The sequence below is a fragment of the Nitrospirota bacterium genome, assembly GCA_004296885.1.
Lineage (GTDB): Bacteria > Nitrospirota > Nitrospiria > Nitrospirales > Nitrospiraceae > SYGV01.
The window spans coordinates 241360-258209 of record SCVN01000016.1; the positions used below are offsets into that span (position 1 = coordinate 241360).

At 64.1% G+C, this 16850-nt stretch carries 15 protein-coding genes; 11 read left to right on the forward strand and 4 right to left on the reverse strand.

All coding sequences use genetic code 11. The features are described from left to right. Both EPO61_10205 and EPO61_10210 read right to left on the reverse strand, forming a co-directional pair. Entirely contained in the window at window positions 1–1524 is a 1524-nt protein-coding gene (locus tag EPO61_10205) for a hypothetical protein (GenBank protein ID TAJ08588.1), read from the reverse strand. 200 nt (window positions 1525–1724) lie between these two features. Further along, window positions 1725–2876 (reverse strand): GGDEF domain-containing protein, encoded by a 1152-nt coding sequence (locus EPO61_10210; protein ID TAJ08462.1) that lies wholly within the window; start codon window positions 2874–2876, stop codon window positions 1725–1727. Window positions 2877–2902: 26 nt separating this feature from the next. Between EPO61_10210 and EPO61_10215 the strand changes: the two genes are divergently transcribed. From EPO61_10215 to EPO61_10255, 9 genes are all read left to right on the forward strand, one after another. Then, window positions 2903–4534 (forward strand): DUF2156 domain-containing protein, encoded by a 1632-nt coding sequence (locus EPO61_10215; protein ID TAJ08463.1) that lies wholly within the window; start codon window positions 2903–2905, stop codon window positions 4532–4534. Continuing rightward, on the forward strand, window positions 4531–7590 hold the full coding sequence (locus tag EPO61_10220) for a PAS domain S-box protein (GenBank protein TAJ08464.1): 3060 nt from the start codon (window positions 4531–4533) through the stop codon (window positions 7588–7590). The genes EPO61_10215 and EPO61_10220 overlap by 4 nt, the downstream gene beginning before the upstream one ends. Window positions 7591–7687: 97 nt before the next feature. After that, on the forward strand, window positions 7688–8521 hold the full coding sequence (locus EPO61_10225) for a CbbQ/NirQ/NorQ/GpvN family protein (GenBank protein ID TAJ08465.1): 834 nt from the start codon (window positions 7688–7690) through the stop codon (window positions 8519–8521). A gap of 21 nt (window positions 8522–8542) precedes the next feature. Next, a complete protein-coding gene (locus EPO61_10230) occupies window positions 8543–8980 on the forward strand; it encodes a hypothetical protein (protein ID TAJ08466.1) in 438 nt (145 codons plus the stop codon). A 24-nt stretch (window positions 8981–9004) separates the two neighbouring features. Further along, entirely contained in the window at window positions 9005–9274 is a 270-nt protein-coding gene (locus tag EPO61_10235; GenBank protein TAJ08467.1) for a transporter suffix domain-containing protein, read from the forward strand. Next, window positions 9271–9573, forward strand: coding sequence for a YggU family protein (locus tag EPO61_10240; GenBank protein TAJ08468.1), 303 nt, complete (start codon window positions 9271–9273; stop codon window positions 9571–9573). The genes EPO61_10235 and EPO61_10240 overlap by 4 nt, the downstream gene beginning before the upstream one ends. Next, on the forward strand, window positions 9566–9979 hold the full coding sequence (locus EPO61_10245; GenBank protein ID TAJ08469.1) for a hypothetical protein: 414 nt from the start codon (window positions 9566–9568) through the stop codon (window positions 9977–9979). The genes EPO61_10240 and EPO61_10245 overlap by 8 nt, the downstream gene beginning before the upstream one ends. Before the next feature lie 193 nt (window positions 9980–10172). After that, window positions 10173–10991 carry a sterol desaturase family protein gene (locus EPO61_10250; GenBank protein ID TAJ08470.1) on the forward strand — a complete coding sequence of 273 codons (819 nt, stop codon included), beginning with the start codon at window positions 10173–10175 and terminating at the stop codon, window positions 10989–10991. 51 nt (window positions 10992–11042) lie between these two features. After that, entirely contained in the window at window positions 11043–11396 is a 354-nt protein-coding gene (locus EPO61_10255) for a hypothetical protein (protein TAJ08471.1), read from the forward strand. 4 nt (window positions 11397–11400) lie between these two features. Here EPO61_10255 and EPO61_10260 read toward each other — a convergent pair whose 3' ends face one another. After that, on the reverse strand, window positions 11401–12705 hold the full coding sequence (locus tag EPO61_10260; GenBank protein ID TAJ08472.1) for a M28 family peptidase: 1305 nt from the start codon (window positions 12703–12705) through the stop codon (window positions 11401–11403). A gap of 11 nt (window positions 12706–12716) precedes the next feature. After that, window positions 12717–13157: a ferredoxin:thioredoxin reductase gene (locus EPO61_10265; GenBank protein TAJ08473.1), complete on the reverse strand. Its 441-nt coding sequence runs from the start codon at window positions 13155–13157 to the stop codon at window positions 12717–12719. Window positions 13158–13307: 150 nt separating this feature from the next. On the opposite strand from EPO61_10265, the gene EPO61_10270 reads away from it, so the two are divergent. Next, window positions 13308–16328 (forward strand): hypothetical protein, encoded by a 3021-nt coding sequence (locus EPO61_10270; GenBank protein ID TAJ08474.1) that lies wholly within the window; start codon window positions 13308–13310, stop codon window positions 16326–16328. Window positions 16329–16437: 109 nt separating this feature from the next. Then, window positions 16438–16836: a hypothetical protein gene (locus EPO61_10275; GenBank protein TAJ08475.1), complete on the forward strand. Its 399-nt coding sequence runs from the start codon at window positions 16438–16440 to the stop codon at window positions 16834–16836. Window positions 16837–16850 lie beyond the last annotated feature (14 nt).

Genomic DNA, 16850 nt, shown 5'->3' on the forward strand with positions numbered 1-16850 from the left:
TTAGACTTTCCGACTTTCAAACTTTTCGGCTGCTGTATCGACTGCGCAGGGCACCATGATGGCGTCCTTCATGCCGTGGATCAATTTCTTTTCCGGCGTGCAGATGGTGGCCAGGATGCCGGCCAGTTCAACCCGGTCGCCGGCCACGAAGTAGTAGGGCGAGAGCCGGGCACGGCCGGCCATGGGCACCACGTCGTCCGTCCGCGCATCGTAATAGGCCGACTCGAACTGCCGGCCTTTATGAAACTCCTGCAGGATGTAGGGGGTGGCGGGGAAAGAGGCCAGGGCCTTGTCCAACGCCCCAGCCCATTCCGACTGGGGTAAATCGTGGCCCACGGACACGCCCCGGCTGCCCCAGGCCAGTTCCGAAAACCCCGAGGGCTTGACCACATAGTGACGGTCCTTCTGCGTGGCCCCCGCCAAATCGCGCCAATCGGCGACGGCCCGGCCGCCGACCCGGAGGTCGGGGATGATCGCCGAAGGGGGCAGGGGGCTCGGGTCCAGGACCCAGGTGCGCGGCAGGACTCTCGTCAGGATCGGATAGGACTCGTCGCCGAGTTCCCGTTTCCAAAACGAGGCCAGGATCGGATGATGAAACAGCGCGAAGGCCAACTTTTCTTCCAGCGCCGGTTTGAAGGGCGGCGTGACCAGCACCCGATCCTTCTTGGCACTGTACATCACCAGCTCGGCCTTGGGGACGTTCTTGAGGTCGAAGAGCTCGAAGAACCGATAAACCAGCGCCACCGGACGATCCCGCCCCTCGATGGTCGCAAAGAGCGCCTCTTCGGTGAAGCGCAGGTCGCGTGGTTCCAGGCAATAGGCATCGAGCCCTTGCTCCCGGAGCCGGGCCGCCATCCAGGCCATTTCGGGCCGGTAATCCCTGGCTTCCTCGGACACGACGATGCCCACGCAGCCGACCCGGTCGCCGATCTGTGCCCGCAACATCCGGGCGAAGCCCTGCACCATCCCGTCGGCGCCTCCGAGGATCTTGAACGGGGGGGAGACAATCGCTGATGGTTGATGAGCAGCGTCCGTGTGGCCATCCGCCATCGGCCATCCGCCATACGCTCTTCCCAATGCCGCGGTCAGGCCGATTCCGCCCGGCACCGAGTCCAGCTCCGTGATGACCATGCCTCCGTCCGTGGGCATGATGTCCGGACGGATGACGGTGGGCGTCAGGTCGCGGAACCGTTTCATCCGGCTGTAGGTGAGGAGGGACTCGGGTTTGCCCTGATCCAGATAGCCGGCCACCCAACCCGGTTGAGCGCCGCGCAGGCTCTCCTGGTACAAGCGGTTCAGAGCCCGGTAAAAGGCCAGCAAGTGCCGGCCGAGCGACTGGAGAAACGCCGCCTCGTGGGGAGGCAGCAGCAAGGGGCCCGGCGCAATGCGCCATCTGGTGGCGACGGCCTGATCGGCGGGCGGCTGGGCGTCGGGCCCGACCGGACCGGTCTTGAGGTCATCCGACCCGTCGTAGAGGCCATCCCGGACCAGCGCATCACGGACGATCGAACAGCGGTGGAGCAGGTCCTGGCCGGTCGGGTGCGACAGATGGGGTGCGAGTGCCAACGATCCTCCGCTCTGGCTGCCTGTGGCGCTAGACGGACGGGAAAAGTCGCGTGATCGTAACATGGCCCCTTGGACCTGTACAAGAGCCGGTCGCAAGCCCCGTCCTACGCATCCGGCTGTATCGGCAAGGGTGGCAAGGCGTCTGCAAGGGAGGGTGATTAAGGCAACCGGGGCGGAGCGCCCGGTGGGGAGGTCGCCATGCCGGAGCCATGCACCTTCACGCGGTTCTTGCCTGCGGCCTTGGCGGCATAGAGGGCCCGGTCCGCCGCTTCGATCAGGTCTCCCGCGGTGGCGCCGTGTTCCGGAAGGCAGGCGATGCCGATGCTGCAGGACACAGCCACGCGCAGCGCCGCGAGATTCTGTTCCTCCGGTTGCGTGGTCAGCGCGGCGACTCGCTGGCGGAGTTGTTCGGCGAGGGTCAGAGCCCCGTCCAACGAGGTATCGGGCAGAATCACGGCGAACTCCTCGCCTCCGTAGCGGGCGGGCAGGTCGCTCGTGCGGCCGATCGGGCGGGTGCCGGCGGAGGGGAGCTGATTGTTGAGCAGCCGGCCGATGCCCCGCAGGACTTGGTCGCCGATGCCATGTCCGTGCGAATCGTTGATCGTCTTGAAATTGTCCAGGTCCAGGAACAGGAGCGACAAGGGATGGTTGGTGCGCAGGGCCTGGGCCACCATGCGCGCCAAGGAGTCCCGAAAGTATGAGTGATTGTAGAGCCCGGTGAGGCCGTCCCGGATGGACAGTTCCCGGAGTTGCAGGACGTTCTGCTCGAGTTGCTGGTTGAGCAACTCGATGCGGGTGAGCTGCCGTTTGGTGTCGGTGATGTCGAGGATGGTTTCGACGATATGGACGCGGCCGTCATGGGTTTCCGCCTTGGACCATTGGACGAGCAGGTATTCATCGTTGGGGAGCGGCACTTCGCTGGCGGTGATCCGGCCCGTTTGCATGGCTTCGGGCATTTTGCAGAACGCGCAGGGAGCGGGGCAGTTGGCGATTTTCTCGTGACACGTTTGAACGGAGATGTCGCCGAACTTCGCGAGGGAGGTTTGATTCTGGAATTGGACCCTGTACGAGGCCGGGTCGATCACGGTGACGATCACCGGCTGGGAGTTGAGCAGTACCTGCGGATCGTATTGCGGGCGGATCGGGCTCGGTGGATCGGTCATGGTGCCTCCTCGCCTCGGAACCCCACGGAGATTGAGTATCCAAAGAACGACTCGTAGAGTCAAGTGCGTGGCGGAATAATGAACCGGTGCCGGACTATGCTTCCTGGCAGTGGGAATCCCGCAATGAGCTGTTTCTTGCCCCTCCATCCTTCTGGGCGTATCATGGATTGGCTATGGAAACGGAGCGCGGGGCCGAGCGCCTCACCTTGATCCCGATCACCCAACTCCCTCAGTGTGTGCCCAGCCGGGCCTGTTTCAGTTGCGACGTCTGCTGCCGATTTCCCGAACCGGACAGTTTTCTCCGCCCCTACTTCACTGCAGCCGAGATTCAGGCGGCCGTGGCGCATGGCGTGGACCGAGCCCGGTTTCCCGATCCGTCCGGCTCGCAAATCGCGCTGGTGCCGAACGAATCGGGCGAGGGCTATCTTTGTCCGGCGTTCGATCCGGCCACGGCGCACTGCCGGATCTACGAAGCCCGGCCCTTGGATTGCCGGATCTATCCGCTGGCGCTGATGTGGTCCGCGGATCGGCGTGAGGCGGTCTTAGGGTGGGATACGAAATGTCCTTTTCTGCGCGACTCTTCCCAGGGCCTCGAAGCCCATGCGGACCGGGTCGCGGTCCTGATTGAACAGGAAGACATGCTGGAGACCCTCGTCCGGAATCCCCGGCTGATCGGCCGTTTTCAGGATGATGTGGTGGTCCTGCGATCGTTGCCGGAGCTGACCAAGCGGCTGGCAGATCGTGAGGCGTCAGGCGTGAGGCGCGAGGGGAACATTGCGTTTGGCGATCCGCATCCCCGTACGTCTCACCCCTCACCCCTCACGCTTCACCCGCTGACGCTTGACGACCGTCCTCGATTCGAGGCGGCCCTGGCCTTGGTGGAAACGCCCTTGGCCCATTACGCCTTTGCGCCCCACTATATCTGGCGGAACGTGTTCGCCTATTCCTGGGCCGAGGTCGAAGCCCACGTCTGTCTCTTCGCCGAATATGCGGACGGTCTCTTCATGCCGCTCCCGCCGTTCCCCCTGAGCCGTGAAGCGTTAAACGTAAGACGTGAGGGGGAGGAGGGGTTTCGCCTTACGCCTGACGCCTCACGCCTGACGAACGCTCTTGAGCAGGTCTTCGCCTTCATGCAACAGCGGAATCGCGGTTCGGCCGTCACGCGCATCGAAAATGTCCCCGAAGCACTCCGGCCGCTGTTCGAATCCATGGGCTATGTCCTCAAGCCCAAAGACCCGGACTACCTCTACCGGACGGCGGACTTGGTGGAGCTGGCCGGGGACCGGTACAAGTCGCAAAGGGCGGCGTACAATCAGTTCGTCCGGACCCAGACGTTCAGCTACGAGCCGTACCGGGACGAAGATCGGGAGGACTGCCTGGCTCTGTACCGCATCTGGATGGCCCAGCAGGAGGCCCGCAGCCGGGACGACGTGAATCGCGCAGCTCGGTGGATGCTGCAGGATGCGGCCTCGGCCCATGCCGAGGCCTTGGCCCATCATCAGGCGCTCGGTCTGATCGGCAGGGTGGTCCGCATGGGGGGGACGATCCGGGCCTATACCTTCGGTTATGCCAGGACCGCTGCGGTTTTTTGCTGCTTGCTGGAGGTCGCCGACCGATCCGTCCCCGGCCTGGCTCAGTTCATCTTCCGCGAGCTGTGCCGGGAGGCGGCGGCGCTCGGGTATGGCTCCGTCAACACCATGGACGATTCAGGTTTGCCGGGCCTGGCGCGGTCGAAACGGGCTTATCATCCGATCGGCCTGATCCTCAGCTATGTGGCGAGCGCGCCTCAGGAGGAGCGCCTGTGATCGCTTCCCCGCATAGTCGCCGGCCCTATGGCTATCTGACGGTCTTGATCCTGGCGCTGACCGCCGTGACCGTGGCGATCGGCTTGGTCGGACTCTACTACGTCGAGCAGCGCCTCGTGGAGATTGCGGGGGAGAATCTGTCGTTCGCTGCGGCCCAAACGGCGCAGAACTTGGATCGCCTGCTGCTCGAGCGGCGGGGGGATGTCCAGATGATGGCGCGGGCCTTTCCCAAGCAACTCCGTAATCTCGGGTTCCTCACGGAGTATCTCGTCTGGATGCGGACCCACTATCCGGTCTATCTGTGGCTGGGGGTGACTGATGCGGAAGGCCGGATCATCGCCTCGTCCGATGCCAGCTCGGTCGGGTGGGACTATGGCAGCAGCGACTGGTTTCAGGCCGTGCGCCGGGATCGCATCGTGCATGTGGGGGACGTGGAGCCCTACGAATCAGCCGGCGGCGCGGACTCGGTGGCGTTTACGGCGCCCATCATCGATGCAGAGGGGGAGTTCCTCGGAACCGTGTCGACCAGGATCGGCGTGCCGGCGATTGAGGACGTGGTGACCAAGACGGTGCGGGTGTTCGAACAACAGGAAGGATTCATCGGGGCGATCGAATATCAGTTTCTGGCGGATAACGGAGCGGTGTTCATCGATTCGGACCTTGCGCACAAGGGGCTCGTCAATCTCAAGCAGATCGGGCTGCCCTCCGCGCTGCTGAGCGAACGGGATCTGCTCGGCTATGTGGAAGAGCTGCACTTGCGGCGGCATGTGTCGGTCGTGACCGGCTATGCCCGGATTGTTCCGAGTGAGCGGGGGGGGATCTTGCCTTGGACGGTGTTGTTGCGCGTGGATCGCAGCAACATCGTGGCTCCGATTCAGACCATGCTGTTGCGGTTGGGTTTGACCGGAGCGTTCGTGATGGTGCCGTTGCTGGGGCTGCTGCTCTGGAGCGCCGGCCGCTTGCGGCGCGAATGGGCTCAAGCGGAACTGGAGAGCGTCCGTGCCAGGGCGGCGGAGGGAGCGCTGCGCGAGAGCGAGACCAAGACCCGCGTGATCATTGAGACTGCGCTGGATGCCGTGGTGGTGATGGACAGCGACGGACGGATCACGGAATGGAATGCCCAAGCCGAGGCGATCTTCGGCTGGTCCCGCAGGGAGGCGGTCGGGCTGATGCTGGCCGAGACGATCATCCCGCCGGCCTATCGAGAGGCCCACGAACGGGGATTGCGGCGCTTTCTTGCCACCGGTCAAGGGCCCCTGCTGAACCGGCGGGTCGAAATCACCGCCTGCCGTCGGGACGGCCGCGAATTTCCGGTGGAGTTGACCATTACGCCGGCACGGCAGGGGGACATTCACACGTTCAGCGCGTTCGTGCGGGATATCACCCAGCGCCAGGAAAGCGAGAAACGCCAGACGACGCAGTTGGCTGTGACCGTGGCACTGAGCGAAGCGAGAACGCTCGACGAAGCGGCCCCCAAGCTCTTGCAGGCGGTGTGCGAAACGGTCGGATGGGAAGTGGGGGTGATTTGGCGCGTGGATCGGGCCGCCTCGCTGTTACGGTGCGACTGCATATGGCATGTCTCGTCGGAGGGCATCGAAGCGTTTGCCGCGCTCAGTCGAGACACGACCTTTCCGAAGGGGCTTGGGCTGCCAGGGCGCGTCTGGGCGACGGGACAATCGGTCTGGATCGCGGATGTCCTGCAGGACGCCAACTTTCCCCGGGCAGTCGGTGCGGCCCAAGTCGGCCTGCATGGCGCCATCGGGTTTCCGATCATCCTTGGCGGAGAGCTGCTCGGCGTGCTGGAGTTTTTCAGCCGCCAGGTTCGCCAGCCGGACGATGACTTGCAGCGGATGATGGCAGAAATCGGCATCAAAGTCGGCCAATTCATCGAGCGGGGACTTCTGGAAGAACAACTGCGCCAGTCGCAGAAGATGGATGCCATCGGACGGTTGGCCGGCGGGATCGCCCACGACTTTAACAATCTCCTCACCGTGATCAACGGCTACAGCCAGCTCTTGGTGAACCAACTGGATGCGACCGATGAGCGGCGGAACAAGGCGGTAGAGATCAAGAGGGCCGGGGATCGGGCGGCGGCGCTGACCAGGCAATTGCTGGCGTTCAGCCGCAAACAGGTGCTGGCCGCCAGAGTGCTGGACCTGAACGAACTGATGGCCGGGATGAACGGGATGCTGCGGCGCGTGATCGGCGAGGACATCGATCTGGTCACGGTGTCGGGGGCGTCGCTGGGCTCGATCAAGGCCGACCCGGGGCAGATCGAGCAGGTGATCTTGAATCTCGCCGTCAATGCGCGGGACGCGATGCCCCAAGGCGGCCGTTTGACCATTGAGACGGCCAATGTGGACGTCGATGCCGCGCTCCTCGGCCAATCCAGCTACGTGCAGCCGGGGTCCTATGTGCTGTTGGCGGTGAGAGACACAGGCTGCGGGATGGATCCGCACACCCAGGCCAATATGTTCGAGCCGTTCTTTACCACCAAGGAACGGGGAAAGGGCACGGGACTGGGGCTGGCCACCGTGTACGGAATCGTCAAACAAAGCGGCGGGCATATCCTTGTTTCCAGCGAAGTCGGGCTCGGGACGACCGTGAAGGTGTACCTCCCGAGGGTGTATCAGGCCGTGGCGGCGGCGGAGTCTGTCTCGGCCGCCGACCGTCCCGTCAATGGGTCCGAAACAGTCTTGCTGGTCGAGGATGAAGAGTCGATTCGCAAACTGCTCGGGCGGGAACTGCGCGACAGGGGCTACCAGGTGCTGGAGGCGGGGGAGGGCCAGGAGGCCGTGGAACTGTGCCGGCGGCACGAGGGAGCCATTCATCTGCTGCTGACCGACGTCGTGATGCCGCGGATCAGCGGCCGCGAGTTGGCTGAACGGCTGGCGTCTATGCGGCCGGATATGCGCGTCCTCTACATGTCCGGCTACACCGATGACACGGTCGTCCGTCACGGCGTGCAGGAATCGGCCACGGCCTTTGTCCAGAAGCCATTTACGTCCATCCAGCTGCTGCGGAAGGTGCGTGACGTGCTGGATGTCCATCGGTAGCGTCCCGCCGGTCGCGTCCGGCTTCGGCTGGCCGCGCGCGACTTGATCTTGAGCCGGTTTTCGGTTATTGGTGAACGGCAGAGGACATGAGGAATTCGTGAGCCGACAGGAATCACAGACGAAGGGCCAGGAGCTGGAGATCGACCGCTATCGCGTCCAGCAGGAGCCCTTCTACGCGGAAGTTGGGGGCGAGGTCGGCCTCTTCACGATCGCCGCCCAGACCCGCATGCCGGTCATGCTCAAGGGGCCCACCGGCTGCGGCAAGACGCGGTTCGTCCAACACATGGCCTACCGGCTGAAGCGGCCGCTGATCACCGTCGCCTGCCACGAAGACCTGACCGCGTCCGACCTGGTGGGGCGGTATCTGCTGAAAGGCGACGAGACCGTCTGGGTGGACGGGCCGCTCACGCTCGGCGTGAAACACGGGGCCATCGTCTACCTGGACGAAATCGTGGAGGCGCGCAAGGATACCACCGTCATCATCCATCCGCTGAGCGACGATCGGCGCATCCTCCCGCTCGAGAAGAAAGGGCAGATGGTCCGGGCCGTGGACGACTTCCTGCTCGTGATCTCCTACAATCCCGGCTACCAGAGCGTCCTCAAGGATTTGAAGCAGAGCACCAAACAGCGGTTCATGGCGATCGAATTCACGTACCCGCCGCGCGAGATCGAGGCGCGGGTGATCGAACAGGAAGCCGGTGTGACGGCGGAGCAGGCCCAGCGGCTGGTCACATTGGGCGAAAAAGTGCGCAACCTGCGCAACCATGGCCTGGAAGAAGGGGTCAGCACCAGGCTGCTGATCTATGCGGGCCAACTGATCCGGCAGGGCGTGGCCCCGGCCCGCGCCTGCGAAGCGGCCGTGACCAAGCCGATCACCGACGATCCGGACATGCAGCGGAGCATCGCCGAACTGGTCAAAGCTATTTTCTAGTTATTTGTCGAGGAGACCCCTATGCACAGCATCGCCCGCGCACTCGTGATCGGAGCCCTCTTCGTGACCGTCACCGGCTGCGGCAGCCTCATGCATCCGCGCGCCGGGGAGTTTCTGGACCAGGCGAAGGGAGCCAGCGGAATCGAGACGGAGATCAACCTGACCAACATGGTCGAAGCCAGCATCAAGGCGCTCCAGGGTAAGGCGGACTATCAGGACGGGTTGGATACCTTGCACAACCAGCTCTATGCCTTGAAGAAATCATCCTGCCAAGTGACGGAGGAGCAGGGCAAGACGGTGGCCTATGCCAAGGCGCACACGCTGCGGCGGGAAATCGGGACGATCTTCCACCGCCTCTGGAAGAAACGCGACGATCAAGCCTTGCGCGACATGCACCTGGAGCTGCTGGCCAAGCGGGTGGGCGAACTGCGCGAGGCGCTGCAAGCAGCCAAGGGCTAACCTGCGCTCTGATCGTCGGGGGACATGACGAACACCGTTGCCGGGGTTGCCTGCCTCGTCTTGTCGTGCCTGTTGTATGCCGGGCTGCTCCTGGTTCCCTTCCTGCCGTTCGGATTCGGAGGGCAAGCCCTGGCCTCGGCAGGATTGGTCGTCACGGGAGAGGCGGCCTTCTGGGTCGGCTGTCTGCTCGCCGGCCGGGAGCTGATGGTCCGCTACCGGAAGCAACTCAACCCCCGTTCCTGGTTCAGGCGGTCGGCCGGTAAGCCGATCCCGCCGGAACCCCATCACCCATGACCCCTCCCTACCGCCAAACCCGCGAAGGGATCCTGCTCACCCTGCACGTCCAACCGGGCGCGAAGAAGACGGAATATGTGGGACTCCATGGAGATGCGCTGAAGATTCGCGTGGCTGCGCCGCCGGTGGAGGGAGCCGCGAACGAGGCCCTCTGCTCCTGGCTCGCCGATTTGTTCGCAATCCCCAAGAAGGCGATCATGATCCAGGCTGGGCAGACAGGCCGGCGCAAGCTGGTACTGTTGAAGGGCGTCGCGCTTGGCTCGGTCCAAAATGTCTTTGCGCAGGGCGACGATGTGTAACGCCATTCTCCTGATGCTCGTGATCAGTCTCGCCGGCTGCGCCGGGCCGAAGCCGGTCCTCTATCCCAACGCCCACTACAAACAGGTCGGGGCAGAATCGGCAGAGCAGGATATCGCCGCCTGCCGGGAGATGGCGGAACAAGCCGGCGCGGAACAAGGCGAGGGGCGGGCTGCGGATGTCGCCAAGAACACGGCGGTCAGCGGTGGCATCGGCGCCGCCGCCGGCGCGGTGGGGGGTGCGATCGTCGGGGCCGCGGGGAGCGGGTCCGCCGTCGGGGCGGCCAGCGGCATCGTGTGGGGGCTGCTCGGCTCGTTGTTCAGGACGCCCGATCCGGGCGAGGCCTACAAGCACTTCGTCAACCGCTGTTTGGCCGAACGAGGCTATGAACCGATGGGCTGGAACTGACGGGCTGTTGAAAAAAGCAGCCAGCTTTGTTCTCGCCTCGCTGTCTGCCTTTTTGAGCGGGCTGTCATATTAAAAAGGCTCCCGACTCCTTTGCTGCTCTCCCGACTGATGACGGAGGGCCGCCCGCGTCCGGTTCCGCGCTTCGCCATAAACGAGGTCGCGAGGTTGCTGAGCTAACTCAGAGGCCCGAAGCATGAACACCGAGGCGTTCATCAGGCTGTCCGCATTCGTGGGTATATTGGGCGTCATGGCCTCATGGGAGATCATGAGCCCGCGCCGCCGGTTGACGACCTCCAAGGTGCGACGCTGGGCGGCGAATCTCTCGATCGTCGCGCTGAACACGTTGGTCATCCGGGTGCTGTTCGCAAGTGGGGCGGTGGGCATGGCGCTTGTGGCTGCCGAGCGGGGCTGGGGTCTGCTGAACCGCCTCGACGTGCCGGCTTGGTTTGAAGTCCTGCTGGCGGTGATGGCCCTGGATTTGGCGCTCTATCTTCAACACGTCATGTTTCATGCGGTGCCTGCGCTCTGGCGCTTCCACATGATGCACCATGCGGACCTGGACGTGGATGTGACGACCGGGGCTCGGTTTCATCCTGTCGAGGTCTCACTCTCGATGCTGATCAAACTGGCGGCGGTGGTGGTGATTGGTGCGGCGCCGGCGGCGGTGCTGGCTTTCGAAGTGCTGCTCAATGCCACGGCGATGTTCAACCACAGCAATGTGTGGATGCCTCAGCCGGTGGATCGGTTTCTTCGATGGGTCGTGGTCACCCCTGACATGCATCGCATCCATCATTCGATCCTTCCGCGGGAGACGAATACGAACTTCGGTTTCAACCTGCCCTGGTGGGACCGGTTGCTGGGCACGTACCGGGCGGCGCCTTCGCTTGGGCAGGAAGGTATGACGCTCGGCTTGGAGCAGTTTCGTGACCCGATGCGATTGGGGTTGGGCGGGATGCTTGCGCTCCCCTTTACGGGCGATCCGGGTCACTACCCATTGAGTCGAAGGGAGTGATGCCGCCGGCTCTTGCCATCGGCCCATCAATAAAGAACAGCGAGGTCTGGCATGAAAATCCTGTTCATTGTCAATGATGCGCCCTACGGATCCGAAAAACTCTATAACGCCCTTCGGCTCGCGATGAAGTTACAACAGGAGCAGGTCGATGCCGAGGTTCGAGTCTTTCTGATGGCGGATGCCGTCACCGCTGCGTTGCCCGGTCAGACCACGCCCCAGGGGTATTACAACGTCGAGCGGATGCTCAAGGCCGTTGCGAATAAGGGCGGGCAGGTCAAAGCTTGCGGGACCTGCGTAGAGGCCCGCGGATTGGAGAGGCTCGGTCTCATCGAGGGCGTTGCCGTCAGCACCATGAGCCAGTTGGCCCAATGGGTCGTGGATTCGGACCGGGTGCTGACCTTCTGATCGCTCAAAGTAGAAAACAAACAGGCAGGTCGGCCAGCAAGCACTGCATCCGGATGGAGAGCCGTTCCAGTCTGGTGATGTCCTCCGGCTTGGGCGAGCGGGGATCGAAGGTCTTCAGCCAATCTGCGTCCCGTTGCATGGCCCGGCGTGAGAGCCACGACGTGCCGGGAATGTCACGGCCCCGCTCGGCTGCCTGGACGGCGAGGGGCTGCAGGGTCGCCACCTCGTCGGCCAACTCCATTCGGTTCGCGTCGAACCGGTAGCGCTCCCGATCCTGGTCGATGATGGAGAGCAATCGCTGAAGCCAGCGAACCGTGGCCGCCATCCGTTCGTAGTGCAGCGTCTCAGGCAAGTCGGTGGGCTGGTGATAGCGCGGGGTCCGTCCGCTGGACAGGAACAGAAACGGCACTGAGGCGTTGCGGAACGCATCGTAGTCGCTGAACGGCACGTGGCCGACCAGCGGGAGTTCTTCGATCAGATGCAGACCGAGCGGGAGAACGGTGAGGGGCGACGCGGTGACATGGCGACACGGCGACCGGGCTTGCCCCGCGTCACCCCGTCTCCCCTTCTCCGCGTCGGGCACGCCTTCCACCTCGTGGCTGGAACATGAAGCGGCCTCCTTGAGGCGGCGGTAGAGCCCCTGGCTCTTCTCCGCTCCCGCCGCAAAGACCATCTCGCGCATGGGTTCCCAATAGACGCCGCCCATGAGGTCCATGATGACGACGGCCTGGATCGCGTCGAGGGAGCCGATCTCTTGCGGAAGGTGATCGGCAAAATACTGCGAGCCCATCTGGGGGGTGCGGATATAGGGCGGTTCCTCGGCATTGAAGGCGGCGAACAGGACATGATGGTGACGGAGCGCCGGCAGGGATCGGGCCAGCTCGATCAGGATCGCCACGCCCGAGGCATTGTCGTCAGCGCCGAGATGGGCCCCGCCCAAGTGGTCATAGTGGGCGCCCACTATGATGTACGGGGCTTGTGCGGCGACTGTGGTCGCCGGCTTGAGGCCGAGCAGGTTGTCGCCCAATTGGGCCGGCAGGCCCTGTCCGTAGCCACCCAGTGACGACAAAGGGATCAGCCCTGCTTCCTGAAAGCGGGTCCTGATGTAGTCCGCCGCGGTCCGGTTGCCCTGCGTGCCCGGCTTGCGGCCCTGAAGGGAGGGATCGGCCAGGGAGCGGACGTGGCTGTGTAAGGTTTTGGCTTGGTCGCTGGTGATCGGAAGGCTGGAAGGCTCGACTGGTTGCATGGCCCCCAGTGATGTGAGCAGGAGGGAGCCGATGCACAGACCTGCGGCTCCTCGGAGAAGCATCGCGCGATGGGTCAAGGCTTTCGTTGGTCGTCCTGGTTTGCGGGCCTGGCCGCTTCCGGTTGGGCTTGCGCCTTGTGACGCAGGGCTCGGCCCTTCTCCGGCGTCGGGTCCGTGATCACTCCGTACACTTCCCGCCCTTCATGGCCTTCCGGCAGGTATTCCGTGATCGGCATTCCGTCTTCACGCACGAAGAGCAAACAGTGGCAGTATTTGTAGATCTGCATCTCGTCGCAGGCGCAGATCCAGCGGCGGAGCTTGGCCTCTGCCTGCTTGTCCTTGTAGAAGTTGCAGGGGCAGAGGGGCCTGCCCAGTTCTTCCACGTGCATCGCCAATCCCTTCACCACGGCTTCCGTCACGGCGGGGGTGGGATGGAAGGTGGTGCCACTCTTCTCCGCGAAGCCCTTCACGAACTTCCACATTTTATCGAGACTGTCTTTGCTCGGTTCTCCCATGCTCCGTCCCTTTTGGCAGGATGTTGAAAAGTCCGCCGAGGATTGCTGCGCGGCACCGGCGCTGAGCAGTTTACAAGCATTCCCGCCTCCTTTACAATCCGCTGATTCACGGATGCGAGACGCATGACGGACGCTGCGTTCCCAAATGAGATGACCGAACGTCTGCTGGCGCGCCTGGCCTGGGTCCTGGACCGGTCCGCCGCCACGGAGCTGGCCGCCAAACTGGCCCGGGCCGGTGCCGTGCCGACCGTCCTGAGCCTCTTCGACGAATTGGCCGACACTTCCGCGAAGGTGACGCAAGGGGCGATCGAGGCCTTGCCCGAATTGGACCGGCGGGGGGCCTTGGGCTCGGTGGTCCCCTGGCTGGACCTGGGCGTGGCGCTAGCCGGTTCGTCCGGCGCCGTGGCCATGAAATATTTCAAGGAAAGCCCATTGCTGCTCGGATTGATCGAAACGGAACCGGCCCGCCTGCAGGCGCTCGAACTGGCTTTGGAGTTGGCGGACAGCGACGTCAACGTCGCGCTGGAGTTCGTCCGCAAGTCGCCGGAGTTGCTGACGGTTCTTCCGGCCGAACGACTGTCCGCCTGGGCCGAGGTCGGCATGGAGCTGGCCCGCGTGGACTTTGTCCTGGGCATCGAATTTCTCCGCCAGAGCCCGGCGCTCGCGGCGGTGATCCCGCTGGATCAGGTGCGCGCCTGGGTCGGGTTCGGGATGAAGCTGATCGCGCAGAACAGCCTGGGCAAGACCGACTATGTGGGCACGTTGGAGTTTTTCCGCACCAGCCCGATGATCCTGGGCGATGTGCCGGAGGTGGCGGTGCGGGCCTTGGTGGTGCAGATGGGCTCGGTGCTGGCCGATCGCGCCCCGGAGACGGCGATTGCCTTTCTGGCCGAGTCCCCGGCGCTCTTGCGGCGGATGCCCGATGAGGCCTGGCGGCTCCGCTGTCTCCAGTATGGGCTGCTGGTCGGCGAACGCGATGCGGAAGCAGCCCTGGCTTACTGGCGGCGCTGTCCGGACATCCTGGCCCTGATCGGCGAGACCGAAGAAGCGCGCGACAAGTTCGAACAATGGTATCGGGGTGGGATGGAGGTGCTGGGCTACAGCGTCGAAGGCGCGCGGGCCTACTTTGCGCTGGAGACGAAGAAGGCGCTCGCGTCGGTGACGCAGGCGATGAGCGGCGTGCCGTTGCGGCAGATCGCCCGGTCGTTGAAGTTGTTCGCCCAGGGACTCTGCGGGACCGATGTCACGATCCGCTCGCTCCCCGACACGGCCGAGGAGCCGGCCAAGGGACCGGGCCGGGCGCAGGTCAGCGCCGATGGGCGGACGATTGTCCTGCCGGCGATCCTGCGCCGCTACGACAAGCGAGAAGACAACGTCCGGCTCTACACGGTGATGACGGCGCACGAGGCGGGGCACCTGGAGTTCGGCACCTATGCGCTCTCGCTGGAGCCCCTGGCCGACTCGATCGAGGCCCTGCGCCTGCGGTACGGGCGAACCGGCATTCCGGTCAGCCTCGCCGAGGTCTTTGCCCTCTATCCGCAGCCGGGGCTGATCCGCGACTTGTGGACCTTGCTGGAAGATGCGCGGGTCGAGTACCTGCTCCAGCTCGAGTATCCGGGGCTCAAGCGGGATCTGGCGGCGCTGGCGCGGGACGCGGCCACGACTCGGTCGCTGTTGCACGGGATGACGGTGCGGGAGATGGTCGTGGATGCCCTGTTGCTCCTCTCCACGCAGGAGCGGGATTCCTTCCGGATTCCGGAGGCGATTGCCGACGTGGTGGATCGGGCCTGGGCTCAGTGCCGGGCCGTCCTCGATCCAGGCGCCACAGCCGAAGATGCGGTGCGGTTGGCGGATCGGGTCTACGTTCTGTTGGAGGAAGAGCTGGCAGCCAGGCAACAGCCGACTGGGGATGGGGGCGCTTCCGACTCGCAAGCGGACCTCGGACCTGGGCCGACGGCATCCGAAGAGACGGAGGGCGCCTACCGGCCGGTGACGAATTGGACCTATCGTGGCGAGATGAACCCTGAGTGGGTCACGAACCGGGACACAGGAGGGGACCGACAGGAAGAGCATCCGCAGGGCCTGACCTTCGCCTCAGCCGAGGCGCTGGTGCGCAGCGGGGCAGCGGGCGGGCAGTCGCAGGGGGCGCAGCAACGCGAGCTGACGTCCGAGGGGATGGGCCGAGGACGGGACCCTGGTTCGGTGATGGAGGAGATGCTGGCGGTCGAGGAAGGCCGGGCCGGGGCTGAGCCGGTTGAGTTGGCCCGGCATCACGCGTTTCTCTACGACGAGTGGGACGGGCTTATCCAGGATTACCGCCAGGGCTGGTGCCGGGTGATCGAGCGGATGGGCCCGGAAGGGACCTCGGATTTTGCCGAAGCCACGCTGGCGGCCCATGGGGCGTCGGTCCGGCTGCTCCGTCGGTACTTCGAAGCGCTCCGTCCGCCCGGGTTGCGGCGGGTGTCGGGGCAGACGGACGGAGAGGAATTGGACCTGGACGCGGTGGTCCGCCGCAAGGCCGACCTGGCCGCGGGGGCCGATCCGTCGGATCGGATGTATGTTCGGCGCGAGAAATGCGAGCGGGATGTGGCCGCCGCCTTTCTGGTGGACCTGAGCGGGTCCACCAGCAGGCAGATCGAGTCTCACGGCGGGCAGACGCGCCGCGTCATCGACATCGAGAAGGAAGGGCTGGTGCTGCTGAGCGAGGCCCTCGAGGCGATCGGTGACCGGTATGCCGTCTATGGCTATTCCGGCCAGGGGCGGCGCCAGGTAGACTTCGTTATCCTGAAGGAGTTCGATGAGCCGGCCAGCATGCGCGTGGCCTCCCGGATCGGCACGGTCGCGCCGCTGCAGCAGAACCGGGACGGGGCGGCCATCCGCCACGCGACCCGCAAGCTGCTGGCCCAGCCGGCGAAGGTCCGGCTGCTGGTGCTGCTGAGCGACGGCAAGCCTCTTGACGAGGGCTACACGGACGAGTACTCCTTGGAGGATACGAAAGCGGCCTTGCGCGAGGCGCGCATGAAGGGCCTCGACCCCTTCTGCATCACCGTGGATCGCGCGGCCGACGATTATCTCAAGCGGATGTACGGCGAGGTCCGGTATTTGATCATGGACCATGCGGGGGCCCTGCCGGAGCAGTTGCCGAGGACCTATCAACGGTTGACGACATGAAACGTTGGAAAGTCTAGAAAGTTGCCAAGTCATAAAGTTGGTTCGACCTTCGGACTTGACGGACTTTCAGACTTGATAGACTTGACGGACGGTTCATCTTGAGAGACGTATGACGACCAAACAAACTGTGCCGCCCTGGCTCTACAAGCTCTTTACCGGCCACCAGTACCCCTACGTGCGGCGGCTGGCCAAATTCGCCAAGCCGGTGACGCCCGGCGAGGATCGGAGCGAGCCGACCAAGGAGGAGATCGACGCCAAGTTCCGGGAGGTCTTTCCCCGCTGCTGGGCGAAGATTCTGCAGGAAGTGAAAGAGGGGATGATCGTGACGTTCCACGAACTGGGGCAGTATGGGGCGGGCCAGTATCAGGAACTGATCGACCACCCGGAGGAGTTTCTGGCCAAGACCTACGGGAAGAAGAAGATCAAGGTGAACTTTTACGACGGCGAGAATTTCGTCTGCACGATCAATTTCAAAGTGGCGGGCTGGACGGAGCACGAAAATCATTGATGAATGCGACGCGA